The organism is Ralstonia edaphi, assembly GCF_958350185.1.
Lineage (GTDB): Bacteria > Pseudomonadota > Gammaproteobacteria > Burkholderiales > Burkholderiaceae > Ralstonia > Ralstonia edaphi.
The window spans coordinates 94,005-109,923 of record NZ_CATWHI010000007.1 but is presented as its reverse complement, the minus strand read 5'-3'; the positions used below and the strand labels follow the sequence as shown (position 1 = coordinate 109,923).

15 protein-coding genes are annotated in these 15,919 nt (G+C 66.5%); 3 read left to right on the top strand and 12 right to left on the bottom strand.

All coding sequences use genetic code 11. The features are described from left to right. Positions 1 to 545: 545 nt before the first annotated feature. The 11 genes from gspF to gspG form a co-directional block, all read right to left on the bottom strand. Positions 546 to 1,757, bottom strand: a complete 1,212-nt coding sequence (gspF, locus tag R2669_RS21820; RefSeq protein ID WP_027680390.1) for a type II secretion system inner membrane protein GspF — start codon at positions 1,755 to 1,757, stop codon at positions 546 to 548. Positions 1,758 to 1,779: 22 nt separating this feature from the next. Then, positions 1,780 to 3,336, bottom strand: a complete 1,557-nt coding sequence (gene gspE, locus R2669_RS21815; protein WP_316902011.1) for a type II secretion system ATPase GspE — start codon at positions 3,334 to 3,336, stop codon at positions 1,780 to 1,782. Between the two features lie 16 nt (positions 3,337 to 3,352). Further along, complete coding sequence (gene gspD, locus R2669_RS21810; RefSeq protein ID WP_316902010.1) at positions 3,353 to 5,767, bottom strand: type II secretion system secretin GspD; 2,415 nt, start codon at positions 5,765 to 5,767, stop codon at positions 3,353 to 3,355. 37 nt (positions 5,768 to 5,804) lie between these two features. Beyond that, complete coding sequence (locus tag R2669_RS21805; protein ID WP_316902009.1) at positions 5,805 to 6,647, bottom strand: type II secretion system protein N; 843 nt, start codon at positions 6,645 to 6,647, stop codon at positions 5,805 to 5,807. Between the two features lie 17 nt (positions 6,648 to 6,664). Further along, complete coding sequence (locus tag R2669_RS21800) at positions 6,665 to 7,234, bottom strand: type II secretion system protein M (protein WP_015855827.1); 570 nt, start codon at positions 7,232 to 7,234, stop codon at positions 6,665 to 6,667. A gap of 10 nt (positions 7,235 to 7,244) precedes the next feature. Next, entirely contained in the window at positions 7,245 to 8,681 is a 1,437-nt protein-coding gene (gene gspL, locus R2669_RS21795; protein ID WP_316902008.1) for a type II secretion system protein GspL, read from the bottom strand. Between the two features lie 161 nt (positions 8,682 to 8,842). After that, positions 8,843 to 9,928, bottom strand: coding sequence for a type II secretion system minor pseudopilin GspK (gspK, locus tag R2669_RS21790; protein WP_316902007.1), 1,086 nt, complete (start codon positions 9,926 to 9,928; stop codon positions 8,843 to 8,845). Position 9,929: 1 nt separating this feature from the next. Further along, positions 9,930 to 10,661, bottom strand: a complete 732-nt coding sequence (locus tag R2669_RS21785; protein WP_316891663.1) for a PulJ/GspJ family protein — start codon at positions 10,659 to 10,661, stop codon at positions 9,930 to 9,932. Then, the gene (gene gspI / locus R2669_RS21780) at positions 10,642 to 11,052 is read right to left on the bottom strand and encodes a type II secretion system minor pseudopilin GspI (protein ID WP_316891661.1); all 411 of its coding nucleotides are present in this window, start codon (positions 11,050 to 11,052) and stop codon (positions 10,642 to 10,644) included. Before gspI ends, R2669_RS21785 begins: the two co-directional genes overlap by 20 nt. Next, a complete protein-coding gene (locus R2669_RS21775) occupies positions 11,049 to 11,540 on the bottom strand; it encodes a GspH/FimT family pseudopilin (RefSeq protein WP_316902006.1) in 492 nt (163 codons plus the stop codon). The genes gspI and R2669_RS21775 overlap by 4 nt, the downstream gene beginning before the upstream one ends. 31 nt (positions 11,541 to 11,571) lie before the next feature. Beyond that, on the bottom strand, positions 11,572 to 12,051 hold the full coding sequence (gene gspG, locus R2669_RS21770) for a type II secretion system major pseudopilin GspG (protein ID WP_147219054.1): 480 nt from the start codon (positions 12,049 to 12,051) through the stop codon (positions 11,572 to 11,574). Between the two features lie 174 nt (positions 12,052 to 12,225). Between gspG and R2669_RS21765 the strand changes: the two genes are divergently transcribed. Both R2669_RS21765 and R2669_RS21760 read left to right on the top strand, forming a co-directional pair. Beyond that, entirely contained in the window at positions 12,226 to 12,921 is a 696-nt protein-coding gene (locus tag R2669_RS21765; protein ID WP_316902005.1) for a type II secretion system protein N, read from the top strand. 148 nt (positions 12,922 to 13,069) lie between these two features. Next, positions 13,070 to 13,687 carry an EF-hand domain-containing protein gene (locus R2669_RS21760; protein WP_316902004.1) on the top strand — a complete coding sequence of 206 codons (618 nt, stop codon included), beginning with the start codon at positions 13,070 to 13,072 and terminating at the stop codon, positions 13,685 to 13,687. 164 nt (positions 13,688 to 13,851) lie between these two features. Here the strand turns inward: R2669_RS21760 and hppD are convergent, their stop codons facing one another. Beyond that, a complete protein-coding gene (gene hppD / locus R2669_RS21755; protein WP_116576992.1) occupies positions 13,852 to 14,958 on the bottom strand; it encodes a 4-hydroxyphenylpyruvate dioxygenase in 1,107 nt (368 codons plus the stop codon). Between the two features lie 155 nt (positions 14,959 to 15,113). Between hppD and R2669_RS21750 the strand changes: the two genes are divergently transcribed. After that, on the top strand, positions 15,114 to 15,602 hold the full coding sequence (locus tag R2669_RS21750) for an Lrp/AsnC family transcriptional regulator (RefSeq protein WP_027680403.1): 489 nt from the start codon (positions 15,114 to 15,116) through the stop codon (positions 15,600 to 15,602). Positions 15,603 to 15,919: the final 317 nt, after the last annotated feature.

The window sequence follows — 15,919 nt, the reverse complement described above, 5'->3', positions numbered from 1 at the left end:
TTTTTTTTTGGTCGTGGTGGTGCATCCCTTGTTTCATCCCCTGCCGGGGCTGACTCACTTTCTTTGGTCTTGCCCAAAGAAAGTAAGCAAAGAAATGCGCGCCCGAGATGGCGAAAGACTCCTTGAATTTCTGTAACCGTGCGGAGAAGGAGGCAAACTCGCTGCGCTCAAACAGGCCTCCTTCTTTTTTCCGCCCGCTTACAGAAATTCAAGGCGCCATCTAGGGCAGGAAAGTCAAAGGACAAAGCCGAACCATCTGGGCGCCGACCCAAACGACAAGGCCAACCTGACGATGGGTTGGCCTTTTTCTTTTGACGTTGAGCCCTTGATGGCGCCTTGGATTTTTGTTGCGGGAAGGATAAAGAGGGGAGGCCTGTTTGAGCGAAGCGAGTTTGCCTCCCCTCCCTTCCCGCGACACAAATCCAAGGGGAAGTCGCCATCTCGGGCGCGCCTTTCTTTTGCTTACTTTTCTTTGGCAAGACAAAGAAAAGTGAGTCGGTCCCGGCAGGGAACGAAAGGGGGGGTGGACCAGAAGCCAAAAAAACTCAGTGCACCAGTTGGTTGATTTCGATGATCGGCATGAGCACAGCCAACACAATCAACAACACCACCACACCCATCGTCAAAATCAGCGCCGGCTCAAGCAAGCCAGTAAGGAACAGCGTCCGGCGCTCCAACTCTTGAGCCTCGCCTTGCGCAGCCCGCTCCAACATCGCAGGCAGATTCCCCGTCGCCTCACCCGAGCGAATCAAATGCACCAGCACAGGCGGAAACTGGTTCTGCGCTGCCAACGCCCGCGCCAGCGAAGTCCCTTCCCGCACGCGCGTGGATGCATCCTCCACGTTGGTCTTGAGCGCAACGTTGTTCAGCGTTTCCCCCGCTGCCTGCAACCCCCGCAAGATCGGCACGCCGGCACTCGTCAGGATCGCCAGCGTGCTCGCAAACCGCGCGGTGTTGTAGCCGCGAACGAGCTTGCCGAACAGCGGCGCCGTCAGCAGCCATTTGTGCCACGACAACCGCAGCGCCGGCTGCTTGAGCAGATTGCGGATCAGCACGCCAATCGCCGCAAGCACGATCGCTGCCAGCCATCCCCAATTCCGTACAAAGTCCGACAGCCACAGCATGATGATCGTGAGCGTCGGCAGCTTCTGCTTGGTGTTGGCAAACACGCTGACCACCTGCGGCACCACGTAGGACAGCAGGAAGATCACGATCGCAAACGCCACCACCGTGACGATGGCGGGGTACGTGAAGGCCAGCTTGATTTTCGATGTGAGCGCGTTGCGGCTCTCGATGTAGTCGGCCAGGCGCGAGAGGACGAGGCCGAGGTTGCCGGAGTGCTCGCCCGCTGAAACGAGGGCGCGGTAGATGTCCGGGAAATCCTTCGGATGCTGTGCCAGCGCGACCGACAGCGAACTGCCGCCCACCACTTCCGCGCGGATGGCGGCGAGCAGTTCGCCGACGTACGCACGTTCGGCTTGATCGGCCAGCGCGGCCAGTGCTTCATCGAGCGGCAGGCCCGCCACCAGCAGGCTGGCGAGCTGGCGCGTGACGAGCGCGTTTTCCTGCGCCGAGAGCCGCTTGCCGAAGCTGGACCCGCCGCGCTTGGTGGCCTGTGCGCCCAGCGCGTCGACCAGCAGCGGCGTCAGCCCGCGTGCGCGCAGCAGCGTGCGCGCCTGACGCGCGCTGTCGGCTTCGATGACACCCTTGTCGGTCTTGCCGGTGGCGTCGGCGGCTTCGTAGCGGAAGGCTGGCATGCGCTATTCGTTCATTCGCGTCTTAGTCGCGCGTGACACGCAGCACTTCTTCCAGCGACGTGGCACCGGTGTCGATCCAGCGCTGTGCGTCCATGCGCATCGTCTGCATGCCCTGGCCGATGGCGAACGCCTTGATCTCGGATTCAGCGGCCTGGCGGTGGATCATCGTCTGGATTTCCGGCGTGACGGTCAGCAGCTCGTACACGCCGGTGCGGCCCTGATAGCCGGAGTGGCTGCAACGGTCGCAGCCGACGTGATGCCACACCGATTTGCGTGCCGGTGCGGCCGGTGCCACGCCATCGGCAACCGGCGTGCCGGCCACGGCTTCCACTTCCGCCGGTGTGAGTTCGAGCACCTCTTCGCGGCGGCAATGCACGCACAGGCGGCGTACCAGCCGCTGCGCCAGCACACCCAGCAGCGACGACGACAGCAGGAACGGCTCGATCCCCATGTCGATCAAGCGCGTCACGGCGGATGCGGAATCGTTCGTGTGCAGCGTCGCCAGCACAAGGTGGCCCGTCAGCGAAGCCTGCACGGCAATCTGCGCGGTTTCCAGGTCGCGGATTTCCCCTATCATCACCACGTCCGGGTCCTGGCGCAGGATGGCGCGCAGGGCCTTGGCGAAGGTCATGTCGATCTTCGGGTTGACCTGCGTCTGTCCAATGCCGTCGAGGTCGTATTCGATCGGGTCTTCCACCGTCATGATGTTGGTGGACGACGCGTCGAGCCGCGACAGCGCCGCGTACAGCGTGGTCGTCTTGCCCGAACCCGTCGGGCCGGTGACGAGCACGATGCCGTGCGGCTGGTTGATCAGGTGGTCGAAGCGCGCCAGCGTGCCGGCGCCCATGCCGAGCTTGCCCAGGTCGAGCCGCCCGGCTTCCTTGTCGAGCAGACGCAGCACCGCGCGCTCGCCGTGGCCGGTGGGCAGCGTGCTCACGCGCACGTCCACCGGGCGGCCGCCCACGCGCAGCGTGATGCGCCCGTCTTGCGGCAGGCGTTTCTCGGCAATGTCGAGTTGCGCCATGATCTTGATGCGCGAAATGAGCGCGCCGTGCAGCGCCTTCTTCGGGCGCACCACATCGCGCAGCGTGCCGTCGACGCGAAAGCGCACGACGGATGCATTCTCGAACGGCTCGATGTGAATGTCCGATGCGCCTTCGCGCGCGGCCTGCGTAAGCAGCGCGTTGATCATGCGGATGATCGGCGCGTCGTCTTCCGATTCGAGCAGGTCTTCCACGGCCGGAATGTCCTGCATCAGGCGGGAGAGGTCGACTTCGCCTTCCACTTCGCCGACCACCTGGGCCGCGCTGCCGTCCTGCGCGTTGTAGGCCGTCTGCGTGGCGGCGGACAGTGCTGCCGTGTCGAGCGTCACCAGTTGCAGCGCGCCGAACACGCGGCCGAGTTCAGCCAGCGCCGTGCGCGAGGTTTCGGGGCAGACCCACACTTCCAGCGTGTCGACGTCCTGGCGCGCGACGAGCAGCTTGGCGTCGCGCGCAAACGCATACGGCACCAGCCGCACGGCGGACTGCGAGGGCGGCTCCAGCGTGCTGACGTCGGTGGTGGAAGCTTGCGTGGCCATGGTTCGTTGTCCGTTGTCAGCCGCCATTGCGCGGCGCGTTGCCGTCGTAGCCGCCCGAGGTCGGCGCCGCGAAATTCTGCAGGCGCGGCTGGCTGCGCGTGGTGCCCTGCGGCATCGGCATCGGGGCGCCCGGAGGCACCTGCGTGCCGGCCGGGCCCTTCGGCACGATCGACACATCGCCGTAGTTGTCGGCCGGGCGCATCGCGCTGGGCGAGGGCAGCACCGGCGTGTCCTTGTCCGACGTGGTCGGCAGCATGTTCGGCGAGACAAAGCCCTGCTGCGTATCGCGCATGTAGTTGTAGCGGTTGTCCGACAGCGCGCCGGTCGCATCGGCCGTACGCAGGATGATCGGGCGCAGGAACACCAGCAGGTTCGTCTTCACACGCGTCTTGTTTTCCGAGCGGAACAACGCGCCCAGGATGGGAATGTCGCCCAGGCCCGGCACCTTCTGCTCGCCGTCCTGGTAGTTGTCTTCCAGCAGGCCGCCCAGCACGACGACCTGGCCGTCGTTGGCCAGCACATTGGTCTCGATCGAGCGCACGTTGGTGGTGGGGCCCTGCGTCGCATTCTGCGTGCCCGGCACCACGGCCGACGACTCCTGGAAGATCTGCATCTTCACCAGCCCGCCATCGGTGATCTGCGGCTTGACGCGCAGCGTGATGCCGACGTCCTTGCGGTCGAACGTCTGGAACGGCGTGACCGAAGCCGACGTGCCTGTCTGGGCATACGAGCCGGTGGTGATCGGCACGTTCTGGCCGATCAGGATCTTGGCCTCTTCGTTGTCGAGCGTGATCAGGTTCGGGGTCGACAGCACGTTGACCGAGCCGTCCGAGCCCAGCGCCGACAGAATCGCGCCCAGGCCGCTGGCCTTGTTGAACACGCCGAAGTTGCCGCCGTTGAGTTGCCCGACGTTCACGTTGGACAGCGCCGTCTGCGCCGCCGTGCTGCCGATGCCGCCCGTCGTGATGGTGGCAATCGTGCCGGCCAGCGTCAGCAGATTGCCTGAGCCGGTGCCGAAGTTGGTGCCGCCGCCGCCGTAGGTGTTCGGGCCGCCCGCGCCCACCATCCACTGGATGCCGAGCTGCGACGCCTTGGTGGCCGTCACTTCCACGATCATCGATTCGATGTAGACCTGCGCGCGCCGCGCGTCCAGGTCGTCGATCACGGCGCGCAGGTTGCGGTAGACCGGCTCGCTGGCGGTGATGATGAGCGCGTTGGTGGCCGGATCGGCCTGGATGATGCCGCCGGTGGTGGGCGTGTTGTTCTGCCCGAACGAGGCGCGGAACGAAGAGCTCCCGCTGCCCGAGCCGCTGCCCGAACCCGAGCCGCTGCCGTAGTTGGTGTTCTGCGTGTTCTGATTCTGCGAGGTGTTCACGCCGCCGGCGGGCTGCGAGGTCGCGCCTTGCGCGGCGCTTTGGCCGCCCGGGCCGGTGGATGCCGAGGCCGACAGCGTGGCGTCGGCCGCGACGATCGCACGCAGCGTAGTGGCCAGCTGCACCGCGTTGGCATTCTTGAGCGGCACCACCCAGATATTGCCGGGGCGCGCGTTCGGCACGTCCAGCTTGGCGATCAGTTGTTTGGCCTGGGCGAGACGGGCCGCACTCGACGCACGCACCATCACGCTATTCGAACGCGGCTCTGCCACGACCGACGTACGCAGGCTCGGGTCCGACAGCGCCGCGCCGGCGCCCGCCCCGCCTGCGCCACCGGCAGACGGATCGAGCAGCTTCTGCAGCGTGGCCGCCACGTCGATGGCCACGGCGTTCCTCAGCGGAATCAGCTCGGTTTCGCCGGCCACGGGCGTGTCGATCGACGCGATGATGCGGCCGATGCGGCGCAGGTTGTCGGCGTAATCGGTAATGACGAGCGTGTTGTTGGCCGGGTAGGCGGTGATCGTGTTGTTGGGCGCGATCATCGGGCGCAGCACCGGCACCAGGTTGTTGGCCGATTCATGCTGCAGGCGGAAGACCTGCGTAACGACCTGCTCGCCGCCGCGCGAGCCCGCCGCGCCTACGCTGGTGGGGGAGCCCTGCAGCTTGGCGTCGGCTTCCGGCACGACCTTGGTGAAGCCGTTGCCCTCGACAATCGCGTAGCCCTGCATGCGCAGGATCGAGCCCAGCGATTCCAGCGCTTGCGAACGCGTCACCGGCTTTTCGGTGACGAGGTTGACGGTGCCCTTCACGCGCGGGTCGACGATGAAGTTCTTGCCGGTGGCCTGGCCCACGGCCTTGACCACCGAGTCCAGATCCGCATTGACGAAATTCAGCGAGACCTCATCCCCTGGATTGCCGGCGGCGCCGTTCTGGGAAGATGCCGCGCTCGGCGGGGCGGCAAAGACTGGCATCGAGCCGGCCACCATTGTTGCGCAGCATGCCAGGACGATGGCGCGAACGGTGAGTCGGGAAGAGGCGTTGTACATGGTCTCGTTCATGGTTGTCGGCACGCTGGCTCGCGCGCCGGCTTGAGGATCAAAAGCGGAGTCGATGGTGCGACCCGTCACGCGGGCCCAGCAGACTCAACAGGCCAATCAATTGCGGTTCCGACTCCGGCGTGGCACTCGCCACCCCGTCAAAATGCGCGCCCTGGCCAAGAGTGCCCTGGCCTTGCAGGGTGAGCGGCCCGGCCAGCGTCGACAGCGACAACTGCATCGGCGCACCGCTCACGCCGCCAAACGACAGCACCGCTTGGTAACTGCCCAGCGGCCGCACCCGGCTGAGGCTGGATGATACCTGCTCGAGCGTGACAGTCAGCGCGCCCTGGGCGGTGTTTGGCTGGCCTTTCCCGCGGCTGAATTGGCCCGAGAGCGGCGTCCATTGCGCCCGCAACCGGCCATCCAGCTTGAGCGTGTTGAACGGCGCGCCAACGCCTTCCAGCAACGATGCCGGCAGCGCGACCGCGCCGGCCTCTGCCTCCCAATGCCCCGGCGTGACCGTCAGCGTGACGGGCTTCTCCAGCGCGCGATCGTGCGCCAGGTGCGCGCGCAGCGTGCCGGTCAGCAGCGGCAGCATGTCGATCGACCAGGACAGCCGGCCGGGCAGCACGGTCGCATCGGCGCCGCCGTTGCCGGCGGTCAGCGCGAGCGTTGCGCTGCCGTGCCAGATACTGCCCTGGCTGTCGGCCAGCAAAACACGGTGCCCCGTGGCTGCGGCAATGCGTTCCGCCGCCCACGCGGCCGGATACTGCGCCACCACGGTCGCGCCCACGGCCAGCAGCGCCACGCCACACCACAGCACACGCCAGCCGAGGCCGGTGCGCTCGTCCGGCCCGGCCCGGCGGCGCAAGCGCAGCGGCGGCAGCGATTCAATCCCCATCGGCACGATCGGGCCCGTCAGCGGCCAGCGGCGGCGGGGCCTTGCAGCGTCGCCGTCACGTTGACCAGGGCCGTCGCGCCCACGTATTTGATGTTCGTGTCGATCACCTTCATGCGCTGCGCCTGCCGCACCTCCTGCAGCCATTCGGCGACGGCGCCAAAGGGCACCTTGTCCAGTTGCACCTGCACGCTCTCGCCCGACATCGCCATCCGCGTGGCCTTCAGGCCGTGGTTGGTCAGGCTCGTGTTGAGCGCCTGCTGCAGTTCCGCACCGCGCGGCACCGGCGCGGCGGCAATGGCCGACAGGCCGCGCGCTTCCTGGCCCAGCGTTTCCATCTCGGCGAGCTGGGTCCGCATCTGCGGCAGGGCTTTCTCGATGCGGCGCTGGCCTTCGAAGGCCGGCTCCCACAGCACGAGGTAGACGATCACGAGCAGCAGCACCACGCCGCCACCGGCCAGGATGCGGCGTTCGCGCGGCTCGCGCTGCATCCAGAACGTCGTCGCCGCATCGCGCACCGAGTCCGGCACGCCGATGCGCGGCAGGCGGCGGGATGACGATCGGGAAGAGGAAGGGGAGGAAGTCGCCATGGAGGAAGCGTTATTGGGCGATGGAGACCGTCCAGCGCGAGCCCGGTACGGTGGCCTCGGCACCGCGCGGGGCCTCGGCGGTGTCCATGTTCAGGCCGACATTGCGGGCGGCGGTGCGCAGGCTGGCGGTGTCGGTGCCGTCCTTGAGCGTGACCGTGAGCGCGCGGCCGTGGTAATCGAGCGCGAGCAGCGCATCGGGCGCGAGGCCGGTGGCTGCCTGGGCAAAGCGATCGGCCAGCGGCAGGAAGTCTTCTGGCGCCGATTTGCCGGCGGCCAGCCGCAACTGCTCGACCTGGCGGCGCATCTGCGCGGGCGGGTCGAGAATCACGGGCGTATTCGGGAATGCCGTCTGCAGTTGCGCGCGCATGGCGGTATCGAGCCGCTTCTGCTCAGCGCGCAGCGTGAGCCACCGCGCGTTCATGCCGATGAGCTGCACGACCACGATCAGCACGGCCAGCGCGATGGGCAGGCGCCAGAGGCTCCAGTCCATGCCGGCCACGCCGCCGCGTGCAAAGTCGAACTGGCAGAGATCGGCTTCGCCTGAGGCCAGGGCGTCGCGGGCGCCGGCCGCCCAGGTCGCCCAATCGAGCGTGGCGGTGGCGGGGTCGGTCGACAGGCCGGGCGCCAACTCGCGCAACGCGGGCGACACCATCAACGTGGCCGGCGTGGGCGCAATCCCCAGCCAGTTGCCGACGTTGGCCGGCAGCACGCGCAGGCCGTAGCCCTCGGCGCGGCCGGTGCGTACGGTGATGTCGACGGCCACGGGCGCGTCCGGGTCGGACGATGGCGCCGCGTCGAGCGCGATGGTGGCCGGTGTCACCGCAGCCACGGTTTCAGCCACGGGCGCGTCGACTGCGGGCTCAGCGGTAGCGGAAGCATCGAGCGACGGCTCCGCACGCTCGACGGCGGTTGCCGATTCTGCAACCGGCGCTGCCGCTGCGGCAGGCGTTTCAAACGGCACGCAAAGCTGCGCAGGCAGCAAATGGCCGGTGCGATGCTTGTGGCCGGCAAAGGTATCGAGAATGAAGCGCACCCACGCGCGGTCGGCAATCATCAATGCGCGCGATTGCGGCTCGCGGGGTGCCCGCCAGCCACGGGCCGGGGCATCACCCAGGCGGGGCCCAAGGGCGATATGGCATTGCTGCGCGTCCTGCACGAGGCGGTCTTCCACCAGATTGGGCAGCGCCAGACGCAGTTTGGGCAGCGCCAGCGGCGGCACGTTGGCCGGCACCAGCAGCACGTCCGCGGCGGGCAGCAGAAGGATCAGGCGGTCGGCCGCGGGCAGCTCGTCGGTGCGCGAGGTGCCTTCGCGCTGAACGCGTTGCGGGCCCTGCGCACCCTCTTCACGCACCAGCGCGAAGGGCACGGAGGCAAGCGCGCCCGCCGACCAGCGTTCGGGCGATTGAATGGGCCGGTGCGGCAGGCGCACGTACAGGGAGGTCGTCAAACCGCTCCTCTATTCATCTTGAGAGTGTGAATGCGAACTGCCAACGGAAGCGCCGGATTGCGCAAGACCCGCGATGCTGAACGATGCGGATGACAATACGGCGAAGGCCAGGGTCTGTCTACAAGCGGCGCGTACGCACGTGGAGGGGTGTTGCGCCGCTGTCATGACGGAATCTCGTCGATGCGGCGGATCCAGACGATGCGGGTCGCGTTATTGTTGATCGGATCACCACGTGAAACAAGCGCCACTTCTCCGATCCTGGCGCGCTCGTGGCGGGCCATGCCGTAGACCAGAAAATAGTGCGTCTGCACGTCCAGCAGGTTCGCCGCGGCGGTGGTGTCGACCCCGGGCGCGATGCCGCGCAACTGGTTGGTGACGTCGCCGATGTTGCGGAAGTACGCGCGGTCGCGCGCCTGCACCAGCGAACGGGCGCGGTCCAGACTCAGGTTCGGGATGACGGCGGCCAGCACTTCGGCGCTGGCCGTGTTGGCGTTGATCTGCGTGCGGGTCGGCAGCACGATCACGTAGGGGCGCAGCTTGGCGATCATGTCGGCTGTGTAGCCGGGAATCGTCAGCAGGCTCGCCACGTCGTCGAGCGGTCTGGGGCCGTTGCTGTTGCTGCCGCCGCTCCCGCCGCCGCTGTCTTCACCGCCTTGCTGGCCGCCCTGCATGCCTTCGATCGACTGGAAGCCGCCCAGCATCTGCGCCAGGTACGTCGCCGTGACATTGGCCAGGCTCGGGTCGATGCTCAGCGACTGCAGCAGCAGGCCGTAGGCCTTGATGGCGTCCTTGTCGCGGCCGGTGATGAGCGTGCGGGCGCCCAGCGTCTGCGCCGTCAGCAGGTTCATCAGGTTGAAGCGCGCCTGGGCATCGAAGATGCGGCCCGAGAGGTACGACTCCTCGCCGGCGGTGTCCGTGCGCAGCGAGCTGCCGAGAAAGTCCGACAGCTTGGTTTCCTGGATCGGCACGGCCCAGATTTCGCCCAGGTGGTCGACGGCGCCGGTGCGGCGCTGGTCGTCGCGCAGGATGAGGCGCGCCCAGTCGATGCCCGCCCGCGCAATCCACGTGGCCTGCGCTTTCAGGCGCTGGTTTTCCACCGCGCGAATTTCTACCTGCTGGCGCCAGAGCATGCCCGACACGATCACCACGGCCAGCGTCACCACCAGCAGCGCCGTGATGATGGCCGCCCCGCGCTGGCGCTTCGCGCGCAGGTCAGGGTGAGCACATCGACGGGAGCATCGCGCCATGTCAAAGCCCCGTCATGCAGATGCGCGTGAAGCGCTGCGGCGCGCCCTGCGGCGTCATGCGCACGAGCAATGCCAGTTCCACCGCACGCACCGAAGCGGCCGGCACCACCACGCCCGGGCTGTTGGCCGACGGCGCCGACGCGCTGGGCGTGGAAGCCGACGGCAAGCCGGTGAGGGTGGTGGTGTTGCTGCCTGCCGGGAACAGCGCCGCCGACAGCGCGCCCGTGTTGTCCATCCAGCCGCCGGGTTCGATCCAGGCGCGCGCGCTGATGCTGTCAACGTTGGCAGCAAGCAGGTAGCGCGCGTTGCCCACACCGCCCTGGCGCAGGTTGTCCATCGCATTGCGCAGGTCGCCGCGGTTGGTGATCGGTTGGGTCTGGAGGCGCTCGAGCCGGCCGTCGACGATGCGGTAGAGCACCACTTGCCACGCGGGCGGCTGGCCATCGTCGCGGCGGTCGCGCACCATCAGCACGCGGTTGGCGTCCACCTCGACCGGCGAGCGCGACAGCGTGTTCGGATCGGCCAGTTGGGTGCAGTCGGCATCGAACTGCGCGTAGGCCGTCTTGAGCGCCTCGATGCGTTCGTCGCGCTGGGCCAGCGCCTCGTGCGTGCGGGTCATGCTGTCCAACCCGCGCCAAGCGATCACGGCCAGGATGGCCAGCAGCGTGATCGCCACCAGCAGCTCGAGCAGGGTGAAGCCGCGCGCCGAACGATTAGAAGACATTGCGCGCATCGTTCGGCAAGAGGGTCACGAGCCAAGCCAGTCGCACGGATTTGGAGGCATCCGGATAGACGGACACTTCCACGCGGCGGAACACCGGATTGGGCGTGCTGGCGATGGTTTCTTCGCACCACAGCTGCGTATCGCCTTGCGGGCACGCAAAGCCGCGCGCGCCGGGATCGGGGAAGACGCGCGCGAGGCGCAAATTGGCGAGGTGGTTTTCGGCGCTCCACGTGGCGATCATGCGCGTCTGCAGCGAATCGCTGGCGGTGGTCATGCTGCCCATGGCGCGCATGGTGGCGGTCAGCGCCACGGCCACGATGGTCAACGCCACCAGCACTTCGAGCAGCGTGAAGCCGCGCGTGCGTATGGCGGGGGCAGGGCGGAGGAGACGGCGCGTCATTGCGTTTGCGTCTCCGTCAATACGCGCGGGCCGCCGTCGGATACCACGTCCACACGCGAGCCCTGCGCGGTCAGTGCCACGCGCCACGGCAGGCCGATCGCCTCACGACCGAACACGAGGCGCTGCGGGGCGCCGGGCACCGCAGCGGCACCTGCGACGATCTGTACGTTGTCCATGCCTTGGCGCCAGTGGCCGGGTGCGAGCACGTTGCGATTGAGCACGCGCCAGCCGTTGGGCGTCGATTCGTAGAAGCGCCAGCCTTGCGCATCGCCTTCCCACGCCACGGGGCGCGAAGTGAGCTGCGCTTCTTCCTGAGCCAGCTCGATCAGGCGCGCGAGCTTCTGCGCGTCATCGGCCAGTTGCGAGCGCGGGTTGGGCGTGGCGTTTACGGCCACCACGGCCAGCACGATGCCGATGATGACGACCACCACCAGCAACTCCAGCAGCGTAAAGCCGCGAGGGTGCCGGCGGCGTGGTTGACCGAACATGGCGCGCGGTGGTTGAGGCGACTGCGGCGGCTTAGTTGTCCCAGTTGCCGATATCGGCGTCGTTGCCGGTGCCGCCGGCCTGGCCGTCCGCGCCGAAGCTGAAGACGTCCACCTCACCGCGCACGCCCGGGTTCAGATACTGGTACGGGTGGCCCCACGGGTCTTTGGGCAGGCGTTCCAAATAGCCGCCGCCCTTCCAGTTGTTGGGGATCGGCTCGGTGGTCGGCTTGGTGACCAGCGCGCTGATGCCCTGCTCGGTGGTCGGGTAGCGGCCGTTGTCCAGGCGATAAAGCTTGAGCGCCTGCGAAATGGAAGCGATGTCCTGTTTGGCGGCGATGATGCGCGCCTCGTCGGGGCGGCTCATGATCTTCGGCACCACCAGCGCGGCGAGGATGCCCAGGATCACCACCACCACCATGATTTCGATCAGGGTGAAGCCGCGTGCCGCCCGTTGGGGCAGCCGGGCGAGGGCGCGCTGGCGGAAGGAAGAGCGAAGTTGGCCTTGCATCATGGCGACAGAGTTGACAATAAGGGGAAGAGGCACAGTATATCCGTGAGATATGACCATATATTGCACGCAGGGGTCATGCTGCGTTGGCTCTAGAGCCGCACCTCCAAGCTGTTCACCGAACCGGCATGAAGGGCGGATAGAATCGGCGTATTCCTACGGTGCCCCGCCCATTTCATGAACGCTCGACAGTCGTCCCGCCTGCTCAGCCTTGTACTGTTTGCTGCCCTCTGTGCGCTCCTGACGCACTGGGTGCTGACGCTGTCGTCGCTGCGCTCGCTGGGCGCGCCGCGTGAGGCCCGCGTGGCGCAGACCGATGCGCTGGAGACCGGCGCGGCCGTCACGCTCTTCGGCGGCGGCCCGCAGAACGGCCCGCGCGATGTGCAGGTGATGGGCGTAGTGGCCGATCTGGCCGATGGCTCCGGCGCGGCCATCGTGTCGGTGGACGGTGGCGCGCCACAGGCGGTGCGCGCCGGCAAGTCGCTGTCGTCCAACCTCAAGCTGGTGGAGATCAAGGCGCGCTCGGTGGTGATCGAGCGCAACGGCGCGCGCCAGGAGATCCCGCTGCCGGCGAGCGCCGTGGCCGGGGTGTCGCCGGCCAATCGCAATGCGCCGGCGATGCCGCTGCCGCTTGCAGGCGCTGCAGCGCCGTTGTCGACGCCCGCCATGCCGCCGGCAACGTCGCCTGCGCCGCCGGTGGTCAACAACCCGGCCAACACGGCCATGCCGGGCGCCATGCTGCCGATCGCGCCCGCGCAGATCAACACGGGCGACGAGCCTGCCAACCAGGGCGGCGGTATCGTCGGCCCGCGCCACCGGGCAGCGGCCGCTGCGCGCAAGGGCGATACCCCCCAGCCGGGCGCCGACCAATAAGCGTGTCGCCGCATGCTGCGGCTCGACATGCGTTGGCGGGCGCATATTACAGCGCATGTCATTGGGGTAACAGCGTGTAAAAGCAGGCAACGCGCTGGCATTGTCGGGTTCTAATCCGCTACACAGTCCATGTGAAAAGGAGCTGACCATGACCAACAAACGTGCTGTCCAAGCCTTCCTCGCCACCTCGGCCCTGTTTCTGGCCATGTCGGGCATGAACGCCCGCGCCCAGGATGCCAGCGCCCCCGCCGCCAGCGCGCAGGCGCCGGCCACCGCCACCGCGCCGGCTGCGCCGCAAGCCGGCCCCCGCGCCGGCAGGATGGGCCACCAAGGCGGCTTCAAGGCCATCGACACCAACGGCGACGGCCAGGTGTCGCGCGACGAGGCCAAGGGCCACGCGTGGCTTGAAAAGAACTTCGACCAGATCGATGCCAACCACGACGGCCAGCTCAGCAAGGACGAACTGGCCGCATGGCACAAGGCCCACAAGGGCGAGATGCATGAAAAGATGGCGCAGCGCTTTGACGCCAAGTTCAAGGCGGCCGACAAGGACAACGACGGCAGCCTGACCAAGGACGAAGTACAGGCCGGCATGCCGCGCCTGGCGAAGAACTTCGACCAGATCGACGCCAACCACGACGGCAAGATCACCGAAGACGAGATCCGCGCCTATATGAAGGCCCGTCACGATGCCCGCAAGGCGCAGAAGAACACGCCTGCAGGCGCGGCCATGCCGGGCGGTCCGTCGGCGACGAGGGGCGAGTGACACCTCGTTTGAATCTCCGCACGCAAGCGGCGCCTTCGGGCGCCGTTTTTATTGCCCGCGCCGGTCCGGATTCTCAAGAGGGCGGCAAGACCGGTGGCGCAAAAAAACACCCCGGTGGCGAACCATCGGGGTGCGGGTACAGCACGCCTGAAGTTTGAGGGTCTTCAGGCAGGCTGATCGTCGGCCTTGAGCACGCCGCGGCGCATCTGGTCGAGTTCGATCGACTCGAAGAGCGCCTTGAAGTTGCCCTCGCCAAAACCCTGATTGCCCTTGCGCTGGATGAACTCGAAGAAGATCGGGCCAAGCTGGTTTTCCGAGAAGATCTGCAGCAGCAGATCGCCCGGGGCGCCGTCGATCAGGATCTTGCGCTTCTTCAGCTCCGCCACGTCTTCGCCATGGCCGGGGATGCGCTTGTCGACCAGCTCGTAATACGTATCGATCGTGTCGAGCAGCTTGATGCCCTTGCTGCGCAGCGCGTCCACCGTGTTGAACAGGTTGGTCGAACCGAGCGCGATGTGCTGGATGCCCTCGCCGTGGTACATGTCCAGGTACTCCTGGATCTGACCCGCCTTCTCCGTCCCTTCCTCATTGATGGGGATGCGGATGTTGCCGCACGGGCTCGTCATCGCCTTGCTCTTCACGCCCGTGACCTGGCCTTCGATGTCGAAGTAGCGCACTTCACGGAAGTTGAAGAAGCGTTCGTAAAACTCGGCCCATTCCTTCATCCGGCCACGGTAGACGTTGTGCGTCAGGTGGTCGATGTAGGTCAGGCCGTGCCCGGTGGGGTTCGGGTTGGCGCCCGCGATGGGCACGAAATCGACGTCGTAGATGCTGATGTTGCCGATGTCGCCGGCCTTGGCGTCGTTCTTGCCGGTCCAGCGATCGACCAGGTAGATCAGCGAATCGCCGATGCCCTTGATGGCCGGAATGTTCAGCTCCATCGGGCCGCTGTGGGTGTCGAAGCCCCAGGCGCCCAGTTCCAGCGCGCGCTTGTAGGCGAACGCGGCGTCCTGCACGCGAAACGCGATTGCGCAGATCGACGGGCCGTGCAGGCGCGCAAAGCGCTGCGCGAACGAATCCGGCTCGGCGTTGATGATGAAGTTGATCTCGCCCTGGCGATACAGCGTCACGTTCTTGTGACGGTGCTTCGCGATGGCGGTAAAGCCCATGTTCTCGAACAGCTTGCCCATGGCAACGGGGTCCGGCGCGGCGTATTCGATGAACTCGAAACCGGCGGTGCCCATCGGGTTTTCCCAAGGCGTGAATTGCATGGTGAGTCTCCTGTGGGGGCGCGCTCTGGAGCGCTCAGGTCTTTGACGATCCTCGCAGTGTAGGAGTGTCCGTCCAAGCAAAAATTGCGAAGTTGTGCCCACCTTGCTAAATTTGCGCAAGAAAATTGCCGAATTAATTGGTGCGGAGCAACAAAATGAATAAAGTGGAACTCGACAAGATCGACCGCAAGATCCTGGAGGTCCTGCAGAACAACGGCCGCCTCACCAATCTGGAAGTCGCCGAGCGGGTGAATCTGTCGCCCAGCCCGTGCTTGCGACGCATCCGCCGCCTGGAGGAGAGTGGCGTGATCCGCCAATACGCCGCGCTGCTCGACCCGACCAAGATCGGGCTGGGGCTGTCGGCGTACATCAATGTGCGGCTGGAAAAGCAGGGCGGCGCGCCCAAGGGCAAAGGGCCCTCCGACATCTTTCGCGCTGCGGTGGCGACATGGCCCGAGGTGGTCACGTGCTATGCCATGACCGGCGAGATGGACTACCTGCTCAAGGTGTTTGTGGAAGACATGGAGCACTTCGCGCGCTTCATTCGCGACCAGCTGCTCGCCCACCCGGCAGTGATCGATGTGAAGAGCAGCTTTGCGCTGGAGCGGATCAAGGATACGACGGCGTTGCCGGTGGTGGTTTGAGGGATTGGGTAGCTGCGCCATCGAGGCTTAAACCGCCGATCACGCACCTCAGCGGTCCGATCGTGGGCCTTCCTTGTTCGAGCCTGAATCGCTGGGGGTGGAACGCTACCCTCAAACACTCGCATTCCGCAGTCAGAGGTCGAAATTTTCGACCTCTGACAGACGGCTTCGACCGTCTGACGGCGGAACGTCAGCCTCAACTCGATGACTTCGTGTCTTTGATGCCGAAGCGTGGGCTTCGGAGGGCCGATGGATTGGATGTTTTTGGGCGGCGTGCGGACCTCTGAGCCCCGCACGCCGCTGTTTGACGGCGAGGC